This is a genomic window from Desulfonatronum parangueonense, from assembly GCF_054656975.1.
The window spans coordinates 964,330-985,931 of record NZ_BAAHXH010000003.1; the positions used below are offsets into that span (position 1 = coordinate 964,330).

The window sequence follows — 21,602 nt, forward strand, 5'->3', positions numbered from 1 at the left end:
CCCGAAGCGTTCCCCCGGCAGGAGCGAGACCTGCCCCTGCCGGGGACCAATCGCGGCATTCCGAAGTGCATGGGCGCTGTCCCATCCGCTGAGGCGGACCTTGCTTCGCCTTTGCATATTGCTGTCTCTTCACCGACACTCATTATTTCCCCATTCCGAACTTATCTGGAACAAAACCTGAAGATATGTGACATTATTTGATACCATTTTCTTGGCATCCGCCTTTTTTGGCCTTGGTATTGCATCGATCCGACTGAATGTATCGAGATTCCAAACCAGGAGAGGCGTTTATTATGCAAGAGAATCAATCCCATAGCCGGACCGAAGTTTTGGCCATAGGGCTTGGTCCACGAGAAGAAGAGGAAATGCAAGCTATTCTTGGACCGGAGTTCTCTTTGAAACGATTTGTATTTCCCTGTTCCGGGAATGGTCGTCCAGACATGGGCAGCAAGCTGATGGCTCTTGTTTCCTGGCGTGGAGTGAACGGACAAATCGCAAAGTTGACCCGATTTTCTTTTGCCGATGAAAGTTTTCCCCCACGTGTGCTGATCCTGGATGCACCCGTTGCCCAGGGCGATCTGGAACGTGTCGTGGATGCCGGTTTCTCCAGCGTGCTCCGTTATCCCTTTGAACCGGAGAAGGTGAAGGCGCTTGTGGACCAGCTTATGGAATCCCAGGGGCTCTATAAGGACTTGTACCACATGGCCAGGGAAATATGTTTGGAGCGTGAAATTCTTTCCCGTCAGGCTGATCTGCTGCAATTCTTCAACAAGATTCTTACCAATGCCAGCTTTTCACTGGATACGATCGAAATCCTGCACCAGGCCCATGAAGATTTGCGCATTCTTTTGCCGGTGAAAAGCGTGGATGCGATCTTCTGGCAAAGCAATCAGAACCAGGAATTGGAGGCGGAAATTTTCATTCATGAGCATTCGGGCAAGTGGATCCAGGATCAGATGATTCATTTTCTGCTCGAACACGCCGCGAAACATGCCGACCAGAAGATTACCGGCTACCATGTTAATTTTATGTCGAAAATCGAGAGCATGAATGTCATCGAAGATGTCCGGGAGGATGATGTCCTCGTCCTCCCTTTGCGATTCGGCGGAAAAAGTTTTGGCTGCATCAGCATTGCCTCGGAAAAAATTTCCCGTCTGGGCCGTGACCGGTTGCAGACCATCCTGGCCGCGGTGAACCACCTGGCCTTGGCGTTGCGCAACGCCTTGCTTTTTCAGCAAATGCGCTCCCGAGCGGACAGGGATGCCTTGACCAGGTTACCCAATCGTCATTATTTTGACGAGCGCATGGTGCAAGAGGTGAAGCGCCATCAACGCTATCGGATTCCGCTGAGCCTGATGATGATGGATCTGGATTATTTCAAAAGCATCAACGACACCTATGGTCACCAGGCCGGGGACCTGGTTTTGCAGGATATCGGGCGACTGCTCCGGGACATCCTGCGAAGTTCAGATATTCCGGCTCGGTTTGGCGGGGAAGAGTTCGTAATTCTGCTCTCGCACACCACGCAGGAGCAGGCGGCCATCCTGGCGGAACGAATCCGGGAAACCATTGCCAGGCGTCGTTTTCACTTCAAGGGAAAATTCTTCAAGGTCACCGCGAGCATCGGCTTGGCATCCATGGAAACAGGGCTGTTCGCCAAAGACGTGGATCTGGTGGGCGAGGCGGATGCCGCGCTGTACAGGGCCAAGGCAAACGGCCGTAACATGGTCTGTCTGGCCGGCGAGGCGGAGGAGGAGAGCCGGCAATATGCGTGACAAAAGGCATCTCTTGCGACACGTGAACTGAATCAGGAGCAAATGCAGCTATTCGAGCATGTTCGGCTGAGCCGACATGCTCTTTTTTTTGGGGGGCTGCCAAATGATTTGTTGAATCGACATCCGGATTGATGAACCCCTGGAAGGTTGTCCAAAACGACTCTGCTTGTTAGACTGTACGTTTATCTTGAGCGACGTGTTCAATAGAGTAAAAATGATACTCATTTTGGAGGATAATATGGAAGTGGGCAATGTTTATCCTGAAAAACGACTGCGCTTTCCCGATGTCGAGACGAAGCTGACCTGGCTGTCCCTGTTGCTGGACGCCTATTCCATTGTGGATCACGGCGTCGATGAGGGAATATCGAAAGAGGTTTCCACGAATGGAAGAACACTGGCATGCAAGAAAGGATGTGCCAGCTGTTGCCGCATCCATGCCGCTGTCCCGGTTTATCCCTTGGAAATGGCTGGGATGGCCTGGTACTGTACGGAGCAGGTTTTTGGTGAGGAGCGGGAGTTGTTGATCGCCCAACTGGAAAATTTTCAGGAAGGGCAAGCTTGTCCCTTTCTGGTGAATGACGTTTGCGCCGTCCATGAACTTCGTCCCATGGCCTGCCGTCAATTCAACGTCTTCGACACACCCTGCGCTGAAGACGAAGATCCGTTCTACAATCGGCGCGATGATGTCTTCACCCCCCTGGATCCCTACAAGAACAAGGCGTTCTGGGTGACGCTCCCCTTTTATGGAATCACTGATGATCGGGACAAGGAGATCGCCATCAACGAGAACCACATCCATCGCCAAGTCCGGGTGCTTCAGCAGTGCAACTGGAAGGAGTTGGCCAAAAAAATGCGCCTCTTTGATGCGCAAAGACAAGCGGGCTGAGCCCGTTGCTTGAGTGAGCAGCATGGCATGAGGCGCCAAAGGTGCTGAGGCCAGGCGTCTCACGTATGAAGGGTTTGACGAGATATGCTGGAACTGAATGCTGTATTGAATGATTTCTGGGAAGTGGACTGGTGGGGGCTGGGCGTCGCCGTAACCACCATCCTCGTTGCGCTGTCCATCGGGTTGTTTCTCCACGGGATACTGTTTCACGTGCTGCACCGCCTCTTTCCCGCGGACTCGGACAAGCTCCTGGCGCTGGTGCCCAAGCATTTGACCGCGCCTTCGCGACTGCTTTTTCCGCTGCTGGTCTTGATGCTGGTTGCGCCGAATCTGGTCATGCCGGAGGAAATGCTGGAGACATTCCGGCATGTGCTGAGCATCCTGTTCATCCTGGCCATTGCCTGGTCCCTGATCCGTTTCACGTCGCTGCTGCAGGAAGCGGCTCTGCGAGGCTTTCAGATCAGTGCCAGGAATAACCTGACAGCCCGCAAAATGCATACCCAGATCGGCATCCTGCGGCGGATCCTGATTTTCATCATCTCCGTAATTGCCATCTCCTCCATGCTGATGACTCTGGACAATGTCCGTCAGATCGGGGTCAGCCTTCTTGCTTCCGCCGGCGTGATCGGTATCATCGCCGGTTTCGCGGCCCAGCGCAGCATCTCCACCTTGTTCGCCGGAGTCCAGGTCGCCTTGACCCAGCCCATCCGGCTGGACGACGTGGTCATCGTGGAAGGGGAATGGGGCCGGATCGAGGAAATCACCCTGACCTACGTGGTGGTCCGCATCTGGGATCAGCGACGGTTGATCGTGCCCATCACCTTTTTCATGGAGCAGCCGTTCCAGAACTGGACCCGGGCTACGTCGGAAATTCTGGGCACGGTTTTCCTGTACACGGACTATTCCGTTCCGGTGGATGCGGTGCGGGCCGAATTGCACAGAATACTCAAGGAGAGTTCGAACTGGGACGGTCGGGTCTGGGGCATGCAAGTCACGGATGCCACTGACCGGACCGTGGAACTGCGTGCCTTGATGAGCGCCGAGGATGCCGGAGCGGCATGGGATCTGCGCTGCCACGTTCGTGAGAAACTGCTGGAATACATCCAGCGTGAACACCCCCAGGCCCTGCCCAGAGTACGGGCCGAAATGAATAAAAATTTGCATGATAAACCCGAATTGCCCGCCTGAGATTTCATGTCTCGTGTCCTCCCCGGATGGCGACCTGCTGGTGACGGAAGAGGATCTGCGCATCCAATTGGAAGGCTGCGATCAGGGCACGAGCTACGGCAAATACTTTACGTTCATCCGTCAGGCTTTGCTGAGGAACGACGGGCGTCTTCTCCGGTCTCTGGGAACCTTCCTGAAAGCCCAGGGGGGGGCGACAAGCATTTCGGTCCGGGCGGAAAAACATGGGGCGCTGTATCATCCGGCGAGCCTGAGCATGACATGGCGGGATGGCACAGCCGCGAAATTCGCTTTGCTGGTCGCCATTTCAGAGCGCGGCAAACAGGCGCTGCAGCATGAATCAGAGGTGCTCAGTCTTCTGCGGGACAAGCCCGGTGCTTCCTTTCTGCCCCGGCCGCTGTACGCCATGGCCGACGAGACCGCATCGCTACTGGTTGTTCCCTGGTTTGCAGGGTTTCACGAGTTCCATGTCCGCGGCGACGGGAGCTTTTCACTTTGGGATCACGACCGAGGGCTTCGCCGCCTGGGTGAACCGGAGTTGGAAAAGGTTTACTTTCAGGTCGGCCGTATACTGACGCTGTGCCTTGACCCGAAGACCGGGGCAGGGATTCATCCCTGGAGCCATGCGGCGGGTGATTTCATTGTTCGCTGGGAAGGACAGGCCGTCGATGTGCGACTGATCACGGCCAGGGACTACGGCCCTCTGGTGGTGACGGACAATCCTTTGTCGGCATTGTTTGCCTTTGTCCTGGATATGGCCTTGCGGGTGCGTTTGGACAGGGAGGACGGAGTCGGAGAATGGGTCTGGATGGATCGCGCTGTAGTGGAGAGCGCGGTCCGGGGATTCTATGCATCGCTCGGAGAACATGGCGCCAGTGGGGAGTCACTGGCTGCTTTGGCACGCCTATTGCCGTCCTTTGCGCCGGATGAACTGCTGGACGGCTACGAACCGCTGTTGGACAAGTTTTCCCGTGCGGAATTGACGATCATTCTCCCGCGGCTTGAGGAACATTGCCGGGAGCTGAGCATGGTGCTGGCGGCGGTTTCAGAACGGTGAGCACCGAAGGGAATAAAAAGAATCTCAACAAATTCTTGGGAGCTGCTCTCCCTCGAGCATGTCCAGCAGCCGGTGGCCGCCCAGGGGCGTCCGCAGGACGACCCTGCCGGGATGGTCGTCGGTGATGTCGCCGATGTGCACGGCATTCCGGCCGAGTTCATCCTCGCGCATGATGGAGAGGGCCTGTTCAGCGTACTGGGCGGGCAGGATGCAGATCAGCTTGCCCTCGTTGGCCAGATAAAGAGGATCCAGGCCGAGAAAGGAACATCCGGCGGCGACCACCGGGTTCACGGGAACGGCGTCCTCGCGGATCAGGCACTGGACCCCGGACTGTCCGGCGATTTCGTTGAGCGTGGTGGCCAGTCCGCCGCGGGTGGGGTCGCGCAGGACGTGAATCTCCGGAATGGCCTGCAGCAGTTTGGCGATCAGGTGCCCAAGCCCGGCGCAGTCGCTCTGGATGGGCGCCTCGAAGCTCAATCCTTCACGGGTGGCCAGGATGGTCAGGCCGTGGTCTCCCATGGTCCCGCTGACCAGGATCGCGTCGCCCGGTGCGGCCCGGTGGCCTTGGGGGCAGGGCTGGACCATGATTTCGCCGATGCCCGTGGTGTTGATGAACATCTTGTCCACGGCGCCCCGGGGCACGACCTTGGTGTCTCCGGTCACGATCTTCACGCCGGCCTTGGCCGCGGCTTGGGCCGTGGACTGCACGATCCGCTCCAGGTCCGACATCTCCAGTCCCTCTTCCAGAATAAAGGCACAGCTCAGATACAGCGGCCTGGCCCCGAGCATGGCCACGTCGTTCACGGTGCCGTTCACGGCCAGCGATCCGATGTCGCCGCCGGGAAAAAACAACGGCGTCACGGTAAAGGTGTCCGTGCTCATGGCCAGCGGTCCGGTCACGTTGATCAGAGCTGCGTCGTCCATCTTGTCCAGCACGTGGTTGCTGAAGTGCTTCACGAACAAGTCCTTGATCAGGCGATGCGAGGCCTTGCCACCGCTGCCGGTGTCCAGAAGAAGTCGGGTATTTTGCATAGGAAGTTGAGAAAGAGGAAGAGTGTTGTTTTGTCCCGCGCCGGAGACGCGGGGTGGCAGAAGGCTGGTTAGAGTGCGTATTTGTGGTACGCCGCGCAGCTTCCTTCCGTGGAAACCATGCACGGCCCGACCGGACTGGCCGGAGTGCAGGCTTTGCCGAACAGGGGACAGGCGCTGGGTTTCATTTTGCCCTTGAGCACCTCCCCGCATCGGCAGCCGGGCAGAGGAGGCAGATCCTGGACTTCCACGCCGAGCACCTCGCGGGCGTCAAAGCGGCGGTAGTTGCCGTGAAAGGCCAAACCGCTGTTCGGGATGGTGCCCAGACCGCGCCACAAGGCATCGGATACGGCGAAAACCTCGGACATGACTTTTCTGGCCTGCGGGTTGCCCGCATCCGCCACGGCCCGGGAATATTGATTGACCACGGCCGGCTGGTTGCTCTTGCGCTGCTCGATGATCAGCAGAAGCGCCTGGAGAATGTCCAGGGGCTCGAATCCGGTGATGATGGAGGGTACGCCGTGATCCGCTGCCAGAAACCGGTAGGGCTCGGTGCCGATGATCGTGGAAACATGGCCGGGCAGGAGCAAAGCGTCGACCTTGACTTCCGGGTCCTGGAGCAGGGCGGCCAGGGCCGGCGGTACGAGCTTGTGCATGGCGAAGACAAAAAAATTGTCCAGTCTCTGTTCCGCGGCAACCTTGACCGTGGCAGCCACTGTCGGAGCGGTGGTCTCGAAACCGACGCCCAGGAAGACGACCTTTTCCGAGGGATGTTTTTGGGCCAGGGCCAGGGCATCAAAGGCGGAATAGACGACCTCGACCCGGCACCCCTCGGCCTGGGCGAGCTTGAGGCTGGTTCCCCGTGGTCCGGGGACGCGGATCAGGTCGCCGAAAGTGGCGATAATCACGTCGTCCTTGGCGGCCATTTCCAGGAAAGCCGCCACCTCGCCCTCGTGGGTCACGCAGACCGGGCAGCCGGGCCCGGAAAGATGCCGGATTTCCGGCGGCAGCAGGGAGTGCAGACCGCTCTGGAAAATGGCCATGGTATGCGTTCCGCAGACTTCCATGAACGCCAGAGGGTCGGTCAATTCTGAGCGGATCTGGTCCAGAAGATTTCTGCAGAGGACCGGATCCTTGAATCTGATCAGCGGATCAGTTGGTTTCAAGGTTAAAACCTTCCTGGAAGAGCTTTATGGTTTCCAGGGCATCCTCACGGTCCAACCGGCGCAAGGCGAAACCGGCGTGAACGATGACGTAATCGCCCACCTTTGCCGGGTAGTCGATGATGTCCAGACGGACCTTGCGGTTGATCCCGGAGATTTCCACGTAGGCTATATTCAGGTCTTGATCGATGGACTTAATTTCCATGGGTACGGCTAAACACATGCGGCAACTCCTTTTGCATTTTCATTGCGCTGTTGATAAGCATGTTGGCTTTGGGTGTCAAACGGGCAAGCACGGAAACGATCATGAATCCAGGCCGGATCGAAACAGCTCTCAATTCTCCCGAGGACGACTGTTGGAGTGCGACGTCCGGCTGGACTCCCACCGAGGCCCAGTGCCGGAAGATGTGGGAACGATGGGACATGCCGGAGCACATTCAAAGCCACAGCCTGACGGTGACCAGGGTTTCGCGGTGCATCGCCGAGCTGATGAAAAAGACGTTGCTGCCAAATCTCGATGTTCATGTCGTCATCGCGGCGGCCATGCTGCATGATCTGGCCAAGTTCTACACCATCCTGCATGGCGGCAGCCACAGCCAGATCGGGGCGGCATGGGTTCAGGAGCATACCGGCAATCCAGTCCTGGCCCGGGCCGTGCTGCATCATGTCGAGTGGCCGTTTGCAATGGATTTGCGTCGTTACCCCGTATCGTTGATCGTTTGCTACAGCGACAAGCGGGTCAAGCATACGGAAATCGTCACCCTGGAAGAACGGTATGCCGATCTGCAAACCCGTTATGGGATGAACGCCACGGCAATAAAACACATCCAGGAATCCCTGGAGCAGGGGCAGGCCATTGAGCGGCTGCTCACCGCGGAAATGAAGGTGGAATTGAATGCGTATTCTTTTGATCGCCGGCGGATGGTCTGACGAGCGTCAGGTCTCACTGGCCGGAGCCGGGCTCATCGAGTCCTCCCTGCGCCGCCAGGGTCACTCCGTGGCCATGTATGACCCTTTGGCCGGCCTGGGCAAGCTGCCACCTCTCGTGGAAGATTTCGATTTTGTCTTCATCAACCTGCATGGGGCTCCCGGTGAGGACGGCCTGATCCAGGCCATGCTGGATCGCCTCGGAAAGCCCTATCAGGGCAGCGGCCCGGCGGGCTCCATGCTGGCTTTGAACAAGGCGGCTTCCAAATCTCTGTTCTCTCAGAACAATCTGAGCACACCGCCCTGGTTCTTCATCCCCCAGAGCCCATCGGTCGAGGAAAATCCGCCCTTCAAACTGCCGTACGTGGTCAAACCGAATCTTGGCGGCTCCAGCCTGGGTATCGAGGTGGTGCACCAGCAAAGCGAGTTCATGCCGGCCGTGGAACGGATCCTGGCCCAGGGGCGCGAAGTACTGGTGGAACAGTACCAGCCCGGCCTGGAAGTCACCTGCGGCATCCTGGGCGATGAAGCCCTGCCGCTGATTCTGATCCGGCCGGGTGAAGAGTCGTCCTTTTTCGACTACAAAAGCAAATACATGCCCGGTCAGGCCGAAGAGGTCTGTCCGGCGCCTCTTGCGCGGGACATCTGTCGGGGCATCCAGGCCATGGCCCTGCATGCCCATCGCATTCTCGGCCTGCACGGATACAGCCGGGCGGATTTCATCCTCCATGAAGGGCAAGCCTATCTTTTGGAAGTGAACACCCTGCCCGGAATGACCGCCACCAGTCTTCTGCCCCAGGCCGCTGCCGTTCACGGGCTGGACTTTGATCATCTGCTCGCAAGGTTGATCGAGCTGGGTCTGGAAAAGAAACCGAAACAGCAACTCTCTTGATTTTCGAGAGAGCATTTCATTTCAACGCACCAACCCCGGCCGTGCGGCGCGGGGGCAAGGAAGCGACGCATGAGTGCAAGCAAACTGATATTCTTGATCGCGGACGGCATGGGCGACTGGCCCGTGGATGAACTGGGGGGGAAGACTCCCCTGGATGCCGCCGTTACCCCGCATATGGACGCGCTGGCCCAAAAAGGCGCTGTCGGCCTGTGCCGGACCGTCCCGGAAGGCATGCCCCCTGGTTCGGATATCGCCAACATGGCCCTGCTGGGCTGTGACCCCGCGCGTTTCCATACCGGCCGCGGCCCCATCGAGGCGGCGGCCCAGGGGCTTGAACTCCAGGCCGGGGATCTCGTCTGGCGCTGCAATCTGGTTCGCGTGTCCGCCCTGGATCCGGAGGGCACGATGCTGGACTACTCGGCAGGGCATATTGATACGCCCACGGCAACGCGGCTGGTCAGACTGCTCCAGGAACGTCTCGGCGGCAAGGGCGCGGATTTTCATCCCGGAGTCCAGTACCGGCACCTGGTGGTGCAGCCGGGGAAAGTCTCAGCTCTGGAAGCGACCCTGGGCATTCGCCCCCCCCATGACATTCTGGATCAGCAGCTGGGGCCGGACATCCAGGCCTACCGGCAGTGTCCGGAATTGTGGCGTCTGGTTCGGGAAGCGGCCGAGCTGCTGGGCAACGGCGGGAGCAACAGCTCCCATGCCAATGCCATCTGGCTGTGGGGCCAGGGTCGGCCACTGCATCTGCCGCGGTTCACGGAGCGCTTCGACCGGACCGGAGCGGTTATTTCCGCGGTGGATCTGGTCAAGGGACTGGGACGGGCCATGGGCATGGCCGTTCTGGAGGTCCCCGGAGCCACCGGCTACCTGGACACGAACTATGCCGGGAAGGTGGCCGCGGCCCTGGAATTTCTGGAGCAGGGCGATTTCGTCTTCCTGCACGTCGAGGCGCCTGATGAGTGCGGACACCAGGGCAACCTGGAAAACAAGGTCCGGGCCATTGCCGATTTTGACGCCCAGGTCGTCGGCCCGATTCTCTCCGGCTTGCAGGGCGGGGACGTGGCGGTTCTGGTCGCCTGCGACCACCTGACCCCGCTGGTGAAGCGAACCCACGTCAGCGATCCCGTGCCGTTTCTCTTCTGGCAGCCGGGTACGACCGGACCGTCCACTTCGCGGTTCACGGAAGAGCTTGCTTTTACCACCGGGCTGATCCTGGAGCGCGGCGACGATCTGTTGCCCTGGGCCCTGCGCCGGGCGGCGGAAAAGCCGTGATGGCAACGTCGCACAACGGCATGGCGTACACTAACGGCATCCGCGCCAAGAGTTCTCGGAGAAAGCGATCACTCATCCCGCTTTGCAACAAGTCCCTGTCCGAAGATCCAGGCATCGGTCACGACGTTCTCCAAAGGGGGATTTCCGACGTAACTGCTCAAAAAGGTCGGGCGATGAGGTTTGCAGTGCAAGGAGTGTCTCCGGGATGGAGTTTCGTGATTCAGCTACTGGGGCCACGCTCCAGCCGGAACTTTGTCCTGAGTGCGTTACACCGCTGCCGCACTGGGGTGCGGCGCTCCCTGGATTTAACCCTTGATTGCCACAAGCTTTTGAGCAGTTACTTTCCGATTTCTTCACTTCTCCCGTCCATGAACCATGATTCTTGATCAACTCCCCCAGTTCCTGCTGTCCGGGCTGACCTCGGGCAGCATCTATGCCCTGGTGGCCGTGGGATTCTGCATCATCTACAATGCCACGGGCATCGTCAATTTCGCCCAGGGCGAGTTCGTGATGCTCGGCGCCATGATCATGATCGGCCTGACCCAGGACGTGGGCCTGTCCATGCCCTTGTCGTTCGGGACAAGCATCGCCGCGGCCATGCTCCTGGGCGTTTTTCTGGAACGCGTGCCCCTGGGACTGGCCAGGTCGCGGCATGTCCTCATTCTGGTCTTGATCACCGTGGGTTTCTCCATTGCCGCCCGGGGCGCCGCCTCCCTGATCTGGGGCAAGACCGCCCGGGCCCTGCCGGCATTCTCCACGGAAGGCCCGCTGCTTCTGGCCGGTGCGGTGATCTCCCGGCAGGCGCTGTGGATACTGGCGGTGACCATGATCTGCGTGGCCCTGCTGCATCTGTTTTTCCAACGCACCGCGGTGGGGCAGGCCATTCGCGCGGTGGCCGACAACCGGCACGGCGCGGTGCTGGTGGGCATCCCCGTGGCTCAAATGGTCATGGTCTCCTTCGCCCTGAGCGCGGGACTGGGCGCCACGGCGGGAATTCTCATCGCGCCCATTACCGGAATGCATTACAGCGCCGGGGTGATGCTCGGATTGAAGGGCTTTGCCGCGGCCATTCTCGGAGGCTATGGCCATGTCTGGGGCGCGGTGGCCGGGGGGCTGCTCCTGGGGGTGCTGGAATCCCTGGCCGCGGGCTTCATTTCCTCGGCCTACAAGGACGCCCTGGCCTTCCTGATCCTGCTCTGCGTGCTCTGGATCCGTCCTTCAGGGTTGTTCGGTCAGGCCAAAACGAGGCGGGTATGAACACGGAGCTTTCAACGACCCACCGGAAAGCAGGATCCCTGCCTTCTTTTTCAGAACGCATGCTGCCGTATATTCCTTACGTTGCCCTGTCCCTGGCGGTGCTGGCAACGCCCTGGCTGGTGACGGACACGTACCTGCTGTCCCTGGGCAGCCTGATCGGGGTCTTTGCCTTGGCCGTTACCGGCTTGAACCTGTTGATCGGCATGGCCGGCCAGGTTTCCCTGGGACAGGCCGCTTTTTTCGGCCTTGGGGCCTATGCGTCGGGCATTCTCAGCGTACACTTTGGGATACCCGTTGGACTGGCCATGTTCGCCGCCGTGTCCATCGCCTGCCTGATCGCTCTGCTGCTGGCCATCCCGACATTGAAGCTGGAAGGCCATTACCTGGTCATGGCCACCCTGGGCTTCAACATCATTTTCACCATCATCTGCATTCAATGGGAGCCCATGACCGGCGGCACATCCGGCCTGTTCGGCATTCCAGGGATGCAGCTTGGCGGCTTGAATCTCAGCGACGACCGCAATTTTTTCTATCTGGTCTGGGCCGTGGTGCTGCTGGTTCTCTGGCTGTGCGCCAATTTTTTGCGCACCCGTCCCGGCCGGGCCCTGCGCAGCCTGCACCAGGGGGATCTGCTGCCCGCCTCCCTGGGCGTCCCGGTGACGCGCTACAAGGTCGGACTTTTCGTGGCCGCCGCCCTGCTCGCGGCCCTTGCCGGAAGCCTGTACGCCCATTATCTGCAGTTCATCAGCCCGCACAGCTTCGACATGTTCGTCTCCCTGCAACTGGTGACCATGACTGCCATCGGCGGACTGGGAAATCTTTGGGGCGGCATTTTCGGAGCGGCCTTCCTGCTGATTTTGCCCGAATGGCTGCACGCTTGGCCCGACCTGATGATCCTCCTGCACGGCCTGATTCTCATGGTCGTCCTGATGTTCTGTCCCAAGGGACTGCTTCCCGCGGCAGGGGAGGGGATGCTGAAGGTCTATCGCCATGTTAGTAACAAGCGAATGGCAAAATAAAGTAACTGCAAAGCTTGATAGGAATCGTATCTTTAGAACTGCGGCAAGCATGACCTGGATTCCCGCCTTCGCGGAAATGACTGGTTTTCAATATATTATCCGAGTCAGTCATACCCGCGAAGGCGGGTATCCAGGACGCAATAGCTCGGATGAGCTTAGATATAATAATGAGTCGTATTTATACCATACTCCGGTTTTGTGGCGTCATCGAATAGGACAAAATCTTGACTGAAAATAAATGTAATTTTTGCGGCAATGTGGAGCATGAGACCAGGACAACCGAGTATTTGTATTCGTACAAGGGAAATTACCTGCTGGTTCCAGACACCCCTGTTGAAATCTGTTGCTCATGCGGCATGATCTATTTTGATGCCTTGGTGTTGAAGAATATCGAGAAACGATTTTTCGCTATCCAGAGCAATAAGGAGAAGCCGGATTGCTATCTGGAGATGCCGCGGGTTGCTTATGATTCCATCCCCGAGTCTGATTTTGCATAACTCCGTCCAAATCTTTCGACCTCTCGCCAGCTTGAATTTCGTGAAGAACCTGATCCGGAGAAGAGATGGCCAAACCGGATGAGCAGTATCTGCTTTCCCTGCGTGAGATTTCCCTGACCTTCGGCGGCTTGCAGGCCTTGACCGAAATTTCCGTGGGCGTTTCCAGGGGTGCGTGGACGGCGTTGATCGGGCCCAACGGGGCGGGCAAGACGTCTTTGTTGAACGTGATTTGCGGGCTGTACGTACCCCAGCGTGGGGAAGTGCTTCTGGAAAGTCAGCGTCTGGACGGCTTGGCCGTGCATCAGCGGGCCGCCATGGGGCTGGCTCGTACGTTTCAGGCCGTACAGTTGGTTCTGGAGATGAATGTCCTGGACAACCTGCTCTTGGGATTGCATTGCCGTGGCAGGGTGGGAATGCTGGGGCATCTTGTGCGCAGTCCGGGCAGCCGTCGGGAAGAAGGGCTGGTGCGCGAGAAGGGGATGGAGATCTTGAACCGATATTCGCTGGATACGGTCTGGAACAGCCCGGTGGGGAAACTGTCCTTGTGGCAGCGCAAGCTGCTGGAGCTGGCCAGATCGGTAGTCGGCGATCCCAAACTGCTGCTGCTGGATGAACCCATGGGCGGACTGACCATGAATGAGCGCGAAGCCATGGCTGACCTGCTCCATGACCTGCGCAGCCAGGGGCTGAGCATGATCATGGTGGAACACGACATGGACATGGTCATGACCCATACGGATCATGTCCTGGTTCTGCACCACGGCCGGCTCCTGGCCCAGGGTTCGCCGCGGGAGATCCAGGCGAATCCGGAAGTAGTCGCGGCATATCTGGGGGAGTGAAACATGCTGCGCATTCGCAATCTGCACGCCGGATACTCCGGCATTTCCGTCCTGCATGGTGTCAGTCTGCACGTGGCTCAGGGCGAAACGGTCTGCCTGGTCGGCGCCAACGGGGCCGGCAAGAGCACCCTGCTGCAGGCGGTCAGCGGCCTGATCCGTCCCATGTCCGGGGAACTGCGCTTCGAAGGGCAGGATCTGGCGCGAATGGCGTCGCACCGGATTGTGGCCGCCGGGCTGGTCCAGGTTCCCGAAGCCCGGGAGCTGTTCCCCTCGATGACGGTCCGCGAGAACCTCGACCTGGGCGCTTTTGCCCTGCGCAACCGGCTGGCTGCCGCGGACATACGGAACAACCGGGCCAAGCTGCTGGAGTTGTTTCCTGTGCTCGGGCAACGCCTGGATCAAAAGGCCGGGACCTTGAGCGGTGGGGAGCAGCAGATGCTGGCCATTGCCAGGGCCCTGATGGCCCGTCCGCGGCTTCTGGTGCTGGACGAACCGTCCCTGGGACTCGCGCCGCTGGTGATCCGGGAGATATTCCGGACCTTGCAGGATCTTCAGGCGGAGGGCCTGACCATTCTTTTGGTGGAACAGAACGCTCTGGCCGCCATGCGCATCAGCACCCGGGCCTACGTGCTGCAAGCCGGGCGGCTGATACTCAGCGGAACGGCCGAGGAACTGCAAGCCAACGATGAATTTCGCCGGGCCTATCTGGGCCGGGACTACAAGGCAAAGTGGGAGCGCTGATCATGGATCATACCATCTGGAATCCCCGGGCTGAGTGCATGGGTCGTGAGGAACTGGAGCAGATCCAACTGGAACGGTTGCAGATGACCCTCAACCTGACCGCCCGCAATGTGGATTTGTATGCCAAGCGGTTCCGAAAACTGGGGCTGCTGCCCGAGGATGTTCGAGACGTGGCCGACCTGGCCAAGATTCCGTTCACCACCCGGGAAGATCTGATCCAGGCGTATCCCTACGGCTTGTTCGCCGTACCGCTACGCAGCGTGGTCCAATTGCGTCTGGCAACGTCCAGCGCCGAACCGATTGTCATCGGATACACCCGGCAGGACCTGCGCATGTGGACCGAACTGATGTGCCGGGCCATGACCGCGACCGGGGTCGGGCGCACGGACATCATTCAGGTAGCCTTCAACTACAGTCAATTCCCCGGTGCGTTCACGTTCAACCAGGGTGCGGAATCCCTGGGCGCGGTGCTCACGCCGGCGGCCACGGTCTCCGCGGCCTTGCAGATCAAGATGATGCAGGATTTTCGATCCACCGTCCTGGCCGGCACTCCGGCCTTCGCCCTGAGTCTGATCCGGTTGATGAACGAAAGCCCTGCGCAAGACAACACAAAAGACAAGGACGTGTCCGGGCTGCATCTGCGGGTCGGGATGTTCGGACCGGAGGCTTTGCAGCCCCAGGTGCGGGGAGTTCTGGAACGCGGGCTGGGCTTGAAAGCCTACACCGTCTACGGCGTCGCCGAAATGATCGAGCCGGCCCTGGCCTCGGAATGCATGCAGCAAAGCGGGATGCATGTGGCCGAGGATCATTTTCTCGTGGAAATCATCGATCCGGATACGGGAGATGCCAAGGCTCCCGGCGAGGAAGGGGAGGTCGTGGTGACCAGTCTCTCAACCCAGGGTTATCCGCTGATCCGGTATCGCACGGGGGACATCAGTCGCCTGCATCTGGCTCCGTGTCCCTGCGGGCGGACTTCGGCCCGTCTTTCACCGGTGCACAAGCGCAGCGACGATGCCGTTTCCGTGCGCGGCATCCGGCTCAATCCGCATATCGTGGAGCGGATACTCCATGAAGTCGCACCGGACGTGCCGGACTTCCGGCTTGTCGTCCAGACGGTCCACGGTCTGGGCGACCAGGTGGAACTGGTGGCGGCGCAGCCGGAAGGAGCGACGCTGTCCGGGCCGGTTCTGGAAACCCTGCGCAGCCGGTTACGCCGGGTTTTCGGGCTGGGATTGCGCCTGCGCCAGGCGCCGTTGAATCGATTGCCCCTGGCCGGACTCACCTATAAAACCACGTTTCAGGAAAAAGAAGTTCCGGCAACGGAATTGCCTTTTTGAATCCAAATGCAACTACTCAGCTCGTAACTACTCAAAAACTTGCGGCAATCAACAGGATAAACCCTGGGAGCGCCTGGGAGCGCCGCACCCCAGTGCGGCAACGGTGTAATGCACTCAGGTCAAAGTTCCGGCTGGAATATGGCCCCCGTCTTGGGCAAACTCCGCGTGGTAGTTACTCCAATTTCTTAAATCTGCGTCGATCTGCGTAATCCGCGGATAAAAATTGTTCTGGCGTTCCAGCATTTCCAACTTTCCAATCAGGTATTTCATGACAAAATCTCCGATATATTTTTCCCTGGTTCTGCACTTCCATCAACCCGTGGGCAATTTTGATCACGTCTTTGCCAAGGCGTACGATCTGGCCTACAAACCCCTGCTGGATCATCTCTGGTCTTATCCGGACATTCGGGTGGGCATGCATTTTTCCGGATGTCTTCTGGATTGGCTCCTGGAGCATCGACCTCAGGTTCATGACCAGGTGGATCGGCTGGTCCGCCGGGGGCAGGTGGAAATCCTGACCGGCGGATACTACGAACCCGTGCTCCCCATGCTCCGGCAGGAAGACGCCCAGGGGCAGGTGCGCATGCATATCGAGGCCATGCAACGCCTCTGGTCCGTCACCCCTACGGGGCTCTGGCTCACGGAACGGGTCTGGGAACCGCACCTGCCGTCCTGGCTCGCGCCCCTGGGCATCGGCTACAGCCTGGTGGACGACAACCATCTGCACCGGGCCGGAGTGCGCTGCCTTTCCGGAACCTGGCGAACCGAGGATTGCGGGAATCCGCTGCGTTTGCTGGTCAACCTCAAGCCCCTGCGCCGCTTGATCCCATGGCAGCCCCTGGACGCGGTCTGGAGCATGCTGGGTGATCTGGCCGAACAAGGCCGAAAACTGGGCATCGCTCCCCTGGCCTGCCTGGGCGATGATGCCGAGCGGTTCGGCTTGTGGCCGAGAACCCATGAGCATTGCTGGGATCAGGGATACATGCGGCGGTTCTTCGATGGGCTCCTGGAGCGCAAGGACTGGATCCGGGTGGTCACGCCCGCGGAATACATGGACCGTCACGGGGATCAGGGCCGGATTTATCTGCCCACGGCCTCCTACCTGGAAATGATGGATTGGGCCATGCCTTCGGAGGAAGCCGCGGCCCTGGGGCAGTGCCGCCTGGACAACGAAAGCCTTGATGCGGCTCGATTCCTATCCGGCGGGTTCTGGCGCAATTTTCTGGTCAAATACCCGGAGGTGAACTGGCTGCAAAAGCGGGGCATGGATTTGTCCCGGGCACTGGATGCACTGGAGGATGAACAGGAAAAGGGCGAAGCGGGCGGACTGGTTCCCTTCGATCCAGAGGCTCTCGAGCGGGGACGCCGGCGGGTCTGGGCCAGTCAATGCAATTGCGCCTACTGGCACGGCGTGTTTGGCGGCGTCTACCTGACCCATCTGCGTCAGGCCAATGCATCCAATCTGCTGGCCGCCCAGGAGGAATCCGGTCTATGGCCTTCGCCGCACTGGTCCAGCCGCGACATTGACGTGGACGGCACCGACGAGGTTCACCTGCGATACGGCCCATGGCAGATGTTTCTCAATCCGCGCAACGGCGGCGCGGCCAAGGAACTGGATTATCTCCCCAAACGTCTCAACCTGGCCACGGCATTTTCCCGTCACCCCGAGCCGTATCATCAAGCCCTGCGCAAAGCAGCCGAAAAGGGCGAAGTAATCACCCCGGATCATCCCCAGTGGAAGGAGTTTTTTCATATCCACTCCGCGGAAGTGCGGTCCAAGGAGCCGGGACTGGAGCAATATCTGGATTATGACCGCTTTGATCACCTGCCTTTCGTGGACTACCTCCTGACGTCGGATACTTCGTTGGACGACCTGGTCCACGGCAGCTTTCAGCCTTTGGGCAGTTCCTGGAAAACCAGGATGGCGTGGCGGGTTCGGGAGGAAGAGACAAGTCTGCAGGCTGACCTTGAAGGCAAAATGTTGTTCGGCGCCGAAGACTCCGACGTGTTGCGTGTTGAAAAAACATATCGTCTTTTTGATGATTGCCTGGAGATCCACTACGTTCTGACCCTGGAGCAGGGAACCGGCCTGAGTTCGCTCTGGGCTACGGAACTGGCTCTGGGATTGACCTCGCAGTGCACGGGGAGCTGGAACGGGAACGGCGGCGGACAGGAGGAAAAGGATCTGGATCTACCCTGGAGCATGGACGATCTCGTGGACGTCGTGTTTGCCTGCCCGTATACCAAGGGTCGCCTTCTGGTCGACGTGGCTCCGCGGGGAACCCTGCGCCATGTCCCGCTGTGGGCCGTGACCAAATCCGAAAACGGCTTTGAACGCACTCCCCAGGGTTCCGCGTTCTATTTCTGTCGCTCTCTGCGTCTTGGCCCTGGAGAAACGGAGCGGTTTCTGCTCAGGTTGCGATTTGAAGATGGTTCGTGCCGGATCTCATAATCCGCTTTGCATTCCGGATCTCGATTGAGCAATTACCATGCTTTTTCCCGATAACCTTGTTTCCGGCACCCTTGTTCGGCGCTACAACCGTTTCCTGGCCGACGTTCGCCTGGATGACGACACAATCATCACCGCCCACACGCCGAACACCGGCTCCATGCTCGGATGCTCCACTCCCGGCATGCGGGTCTGGCTGAGCGCAGCGGAGAATCCCAAACGAAAGTATGGCTGGACCTGGGAGATTACCGAGGCCTGTCCGGGCACTCTGGTGGGAATCCATACCGGGCGCAGCAACGCTCTGGTCTGGGAGGCGCTGGCCGCGGGAAAGGTGACCGAGTTGGCCGGATATGCCCCCGTGCGCCGGGAGGTCGTGGTGTCCCATGGCCGACTGGACATGCTTCTTGAAGACTTTCGGGGACATGCCTGCTATCTGGAAGTCAAGAACGTGACCGCCGTGGACGAGCATCAGGCGGCGATCTTTCCGGATGCCGTCAGCGCGCGGGCTTCCCGGCACCTGGAGGCCCTGGCCGAATTGGCCCTGGCCGGTCACCGGGCCGTGATCTTTTTTTGCGTCCAGCGCGGGGACGCCCGTTGCCTGTCACCCGCGGACGCCATTGATCCCTTTTACGGGCAGACGTTGCGGCGGGTTGTGCAACAGGGTGTCGAGACCCTGGCCTGGCAGGCCAGGGTGGAAGAGCGGGAAATCTTTCTGGAAAAACCGTTGCCTGTGGTCCTGTAGATCCAGATCCATGCACCCGCGCTTCCGTTGCATAGCGTCTTCTGGGACGTGTTTTCGGAACCCAGTCAATGGCCTCCTCGTCCTTATCTTTGTGACTTTGTATTATTGATGGTTTTTGTCTTGCCGGAGTTCTTTTGCCGCTGGAGCGCTTTGCATGAACGAAAAAATACCTATGTTCCATAAAGGGTCGGTGGATGAATACTTTTTCAAGGAGCGTTGTTTCATCACCGAATGGTGGAATTCCTCCGCGGATAATGCCGTATCCGTTGCCCGAGTGCGGGTGCTGCCGCAGGTCACCACGCGGTTGCACAGACTGCGAGGCATTGCGGAACGATACATCATTCTTGAGGGTCAGGGGCTGATGGAAGTTGACGGTGGGCCAGCCAGAATCGTGGCTCAGGGCGATGTGGTTCTGATCCCCCCGGGAGTGTCGCAACGCATCCACAATCCCGGCGTCTCCGACCTGCTTTTTCTGGCCGTTTGCACACCCAGGTTCATTCCGGATGCCTATGAGGATATGGAGGGTGGGTAAGGACAAGCATCATGTCTTGGCGAGGAAAATCTCTTCCATGTCCGCCGGAGTTCCGGAACTATGAATCACATTTCAAATCAAATTGAGCAAAAGGATACCGACATGTCGATCAGCAGCTTTGAAGAATTGGGGCTTTCCCAGGAAATCATGAAGTCCATCCAGGACATGGGGTTCGAGGAGCCGTCCCCGATCCAGTCCCTGGCCATCCCCATGCTCCTGGAAGGTCGCGACGTGGTCGGGCAGGCCCAGACCGGCACAGGCAAGACCGTCGCCTTCGGTATTCCCATCCTGCAGAAAATTGAAGCGTCCAATCGAAACATCCAGGCCATCGTGCTTTGCCCGACCAGGGAACTCGCCATTCAGGTCGCCGAGGAGTTGAACTCGCTGGCCAAATATTGCCGGGGAATCTCCGTGCTGCCGGTCTATGGCGGACAGCCCATCGATCGCCAGTTTCGGGCCTTGCGCCAGGGAGTGCAGGTGGTCATCGGCACGCCGGGCCGCGTTCTGGACCACATCCAGCGCGGAACCATCAAGCTGGACCAGATCCGGGTCGCTGTTCTGGATGAGGCCGACGAGATGCTGGATATGGGATTCCGGGAGGATATTGAATCGATTCTTCAGAATGCGCCTGAAGACCGACAGACGGTTCTTTTTTCAGCGACCATGCCGCCGGAGATTTTGCGCCTGGCGGACACCTATCTCACTGATCGGGTTCTGGCCAAGGTTTCCCAGAAAATGCTCACGGTCCCGAATATCGAGCAGCTTTTTTACGAGGTTCCGCGAGGATTGCGTCTGGAAGCCATGTGCCGGATCATCGACGTCTACAATCCCAAGCTGAGCATTATTTTTTCCAATACAAAGCGGGGAGTGGACCAGATCGTGGAGCATCTGCAGGCTCGCGGCTATCTGGCCGAAGGACTGCATGGGGACATGAACCAGAACCAGCGGGACCGGGTCATGGCCAAGTTTCGAACCGGCAATGTCGAGATCCTGGTGGCCACGGACGTTGCCGCCCGCGGCATCGACGTGGATGACGTGGAAGCGGTTTTCAATTTCGATATTCCCAGCGACGTCGAATACTACGTCCACCGCATCGGCCGCACCGGCCGGGCAGGTCGGACGGGCAGGGCGTTCACCTTTGCCTCGGGTCGCGAATTCTACAAGCTGAAGGACATCCAGCGGTTCACCAAGTCCAAGATGGTCCAGCGCAGCGTGCCGAGCGTGGGGGACGTGGAGCAGGCCAAAACGGAAAAATTTTTGAATCAGGTCAAGGAAACCATGGCCCAGGGCGGCCTGGAAAAACAGGTACGCACCATAGAACATTTTCTGGAAATTGATCAGGTGTCATCCCTGGACATGGCCGCTGCCCTTCTGAAAATGCTCATGGGGCCACCCAGGACCAGTGAGGATGAACTCATTACGATCAGCGAACCTTCCCGTGGTCGGTTTGGTGACCGGTCCGGAGACCGGGGGGCACGGGATCGATTTGGTGGTCGTCCCAGGGACGTTGGCACGCCACAAGGCATGACTCGACTTGTGATCAACGTGGGTCGCAATCAGAACGTGGAGGTTCGGGATGTGGTCGGCGCCATTGCCGGCGAAACAGGCCTATCCGGCAGACAGATCGGCAAGATCCTGATGCAGGATCGGCAATGCTTTGTCGAAGTGCCTTCGGAATTTGCCGGCGAGGTGATTCGTATAATGGACGACAACCAGATCCGGGGATTGCGCATCAAGGTTCAGGCTGCGTCGCCTGCCGGAGGAGGTTTCGGCGATGATCAAGGCCCAGGCCGAGTTCGAACCATTGCCGCGCGTCCGTTTCGGACCAAGAAACCGGGAACGGGCTGGAGAAAAGGGGAGTGAGACTGGTTGACGGAAGCCGTACCGCTTACGGCTTCCGCCGAAGACAGACGGTGCTTGTAGGAGGTCAAGGTTGGGGGGGCATGTTCCTCGTCAAGGCCCAAGAACCCTCTCCAGATTCACGTTCACGGTTCACG

Annotated in this window: 21 protein-coding genes; 17 read left to right on the forward strand and 4 right to left on the reverse strand. The window is 59.0% G+C overall.

Translation table 11 applies throughout. The annotated features are described in order from the left end of the window. Nucleotides 1–293: 293 nt before the first annotated feature. The 4 genes from ACYQ15_RS04775 to ACYQ15_RS04790 all read left to right on the forward strand — a co-directional run bounded on the left by ACYQ15_RS04775 (nucleotide 294) and on the right by ACYQ15_RS04790 (nucleotide 4,903). A complete protein-coding gene (locus ACYQ15_RS04775) occupies nucleotides 294–1,775 on the forward strand; it encodes a GGDEF domain-containing protein (RefSeq protein WP_459936381.1) in 1,482 nt (493 codons plus the stop codon). Between the two features lie 238 nt (nucleotides 1,776–2,013). Then, the gene (locus tag ACYQ15_RS04780) at nucleotides 2,014–2,661 is read left to right on the forward strand and encodes a YkgJ family cysteine cluster protein (protein ID WP_459936382.1); all 648 of its coding nucleotides are present in this window, start codon (nucleotides 2,014–2,016) and stop codon (nucleotides 2,659–2,661) included. Nucleotides 2,662–2,745: 84 nt separating this feature from the next. Then, a complete protein-coding gene (locus ACYQ15_RS04785; RefSeq protein ID WP_459936383.1) occupies nucleotides 2,746–3,849 on the forward strand; it encodes a mechanosensitive ion channel family protein in 1,104 nt (367 codons plus the stop codon). Nucleotides 3,850–3,862: 13 nt separating this feature from the next. Beyond that, nucleotides 3,863–4,903, forward strand: a complete 1,041-nt coding sequence (locus tag ACYQ15_RS04790) for a hypothetical protein (RefSeq protein ID WP_459936384.1) — start codon at nucleotides 3,863–3,865, stop codon at nucleotides 4,901–4,903. Between the two features lie 24 nt (nucleotides 4,904–4,927). Here ACYQ15_RS04790 and hypE read toward each other — a convergent pair whose 3' ends face one another. The 3 genes from hypE to ACYQ15_RS04805 form a co-directional block, all read right to left on the reverse strand. Beyond that, nucleotides 4,928–5,935, reverse strand: a complete 1,008-nt coding sequence (gene hypE / locus ACYQ15_RS04795; protein WP_459936385.1) for a hydrogenase expression/formation protein HypE — start codon at nucleotides 5,933–5,935, stop codon at nucleotides 4,928–4,930. A 68-nt stretch (nucleotides 5,936–6,003) separates the two neighbouring features. After that, the gene (gene hypD / locus ACYQ15_RS04800; protein ID WP_459936386.1) at nucleotides 6,004–7,098 is read right to left on the reverse strand and encodes a hydrogenase formation protein HypD; all 1,095 of its coding nucleotides are present in this window, start codon (nucleotides 7,096–7,098) and stop codon (nucleotides 6,004–6,006) included. Beyond that, a complete protein-coding gene (locus tag ACYQ15_RS04805; protein ID WP_459936387.1) occupies nucleotides 7,085–7,318 on the reverse strand; it encodes a HypC/HybG/HupF family hydrogenase formation chaperone in 234 nt (77 codons plus the stop codon). The genes hypD and ACYQ15_RS04805 overlap by 14 nt, the downstream gene beginning before the upstream one ends. An 83-nt stretch (nucleotides 7,319–7,401) precedes the next feature. Between ACYQ15_RS04805 and ACYQ15_RS04810 the strand changes: the two genes are divergently transcribed. From ACYQ15_RS04810 to ACYQ15_RS04850, 9 genes are all read left to right on the forward strand, one after another. Continuing rightward, nucleotides 7,402–8,025: an HD domain-containing protein gene (locus tag ACYQ15_RS04810; RefSeq protein WP_459936388.1), complete on the forward strand. Its 624-nt coding sequence runs from the start codon at nucleotides 7,402–7,404 to the stop codon at nucleotides 8,023–8,025. Continuing rightward, on the forward strand, nucleotides 7,991–8,914 hold the full coding sequence (locus tag ACYQ15_RS04815; protein WP_459936389.1) for a D-alanine--D-alanine ligase family protein: 924 nt from the start codon (nucleotides 7,991–7,993) through the stop codon (nucleotides 8,912–8,914). Before ACYQ15_RS04810 ends, ACYQ15_RS04815 begins: the two co-directional genes overlap by 35 nt. A 69-nt stretch (nucleotides 8,915–8,983) precedes the next feature. Then, nucleotides 8,984–10,192, forward strand: a complete 1,209-nt coding sequence (locus tag ACYQ15_RS04820) for a cofactor-independent phosphoglycerate mutase (RefSeq protein WP_459936390.1) — start codon at nucleotides 8,984–8,986, stop codon at nucleotides 10,190–10,192. Nucleotides 10,193–10,567: 375 nt separating this feature from the next. Beyond that, nucleotides 10,568–11,449: a branched-chain amino acid ABC transporter permease gene (locus ACYQ15_RS04825; RefSeq protein ID WP_459936391.1), complete on the forward strand. Its 882-nt coding sequence runs from the start codon at nucleotides 10,568–10,570 to the stop codon at nucleotides 11,447–11,449. Next, nucleotides 11,446–12,468 carry a branched-chain amino acid ABC transporter permease gene (locus ACYQ15_RS04830; RefSeq protein WP_459936392.1) on the forward strand — a complete coding sequence of 341 codons (1,023 nt, stop codon included), beginning with the start codon at nucleotides 11,446–11,448 and terminating at the stop codon, nucleotides 12,466–12,468. The genes ACYQ15_RS04825 and ACYQ15_RS04830 overlap by 4 nt, the downstream gene beginning before the upstream one ends. A 224-nt stretch (nucleotides 12,469–12,692) precedes the next feature. Further along, nucleotides 12,693–12,965 (forward strand): type II toxin-antitoxin system MqsA family antitoxin, encoded by a 273-nt coding sequence (locus ACYQ15_RS04835; RefSeq protein WP_459936393.1) that lies wholly within the window; start codon nucleotides 12,693–12,695, stop codon nucleotides 12,963–12,965. A 65-nt stretch (nucleotides 12,966–13,030) separates the two neighbouring features. Then, the gene (locus ACYQ15_RS04840) at nucleotides 13,031–13,804 is read left to right on the forward strand and encodes an ABC transporter ATP-binding protein (protein WP_459936394.1); all 774 of its coding nucleotides are present in this window, start codon (nucleotides 13,031–13,033) and stop codon (nucleotides 13,802–13,804) included. A 3-nt stretch (nucleotides 13,805–13,807) separates the two neighbouring features. Further along, a complete protein-coding gene (locus tag ACYQ15_RS04845; RefSeq protein ID WP_459936395.1) occupies nucleotides 13,808–14,545 on the forward strand; it encodes an ABC transporter ATP-binding protein in 738 nt (245 codons plus the stop codon). Between the two features lie 2 nt (nucleotides 14,546–14,547). Further along, a complete protein-coding gene (locus ACYQ15_RS04850; RefSeq protein ID WP_459936396.1) occupies nucleotides 14,548–15,882 on the forward strand; it encodes a phenylacetate--CoA ligase family protein in 1,335 nt (444 codons plus the stop codon). A gap of 114 nt (nucleotides 15,883–15,996) precedes the next feature. Here the strand turns inward: ACYQ15_RS04850 and ACYQ15_RS04855 are convergent, their stop codons facing one another. After that, nucleotides 15,997–16,152 carry a hypothetical protein gene (locus tag ACYQ15_RS04855; protein WP_459936397.1) on the reverse strand — a complete coding sequence of 52 codons (156 nt, stop codon included), beginning with the start codon at nucleotides 16,150–16,152 and terminating at the stop codon, nucleotides 15,997–15,999. Here ACYQ15_RS04855 and ACYQ15_RS04860 point away from each other — a divergent pair. The 4 genes from ACYQ15_RS04860 to ACYQ15_RS04875 all read left to right on the forward strand — a co-directional run bounded on the left by ACYQ15_RS04860 (nucleotide 16,151) and on the right by ACYQ15_RS04875 (nucleotide 21,468). Continuing rightward, a complete protein-coding gene (locus ACYQ15_RS04860) occupies nucleotides 16,151–18,334 on the forward strand; it encodes an alpha-amylase/4-alpha-glucanotransferase domain-containing protein (protein ID WP_459936398.1) in 2,184 nt (727 codons plus the stop codon). The genes ACYQ15_RS04855 and ACYQ15_RS04860 overlap by 2 nt on opposite strands. A gap of 37 nt (nucleotides 18,335–18,371) precedes the next feature. After that, a complete protein-coding gene (sfsA, locus tag ACYQ15_RS04865; protein ID WP_459936399.1) occupies nucleotides 18,372–19,073 on the forward strand; it encodes a DNA/RNA nuclease SfsA in 702 nt (233 codons plus the stop codon). 154 nt (nucleotides 19,074–19,227) lie between these two features. Then, nucleotides 19,228–19,605, forward strand: coding sequence for a cupin domain-containing protein (locus ACYQ15_RS04870; RefSeq protein ID WP_459936400.1), 378 nt, complete (start codon nucleotides 19,228–19,230; stop codon nucleotides 19,603–19,605). A gap of 102 nt (nucleotides 19,606–19,707) precedes the next feature. Further along, a complete protein-coding gene (locus ACYQ15_RS04875; RefSeq protein ID WP_459936401.1) occupies nucleotides 19,708–21,468 on the forward strand; it encodes a DEAD/DEAH box helicase in 1,761 nt (586 codons plus the stop codon). Nucleotides 21,469–21,602: the final 134 nt, after the last annotated feature.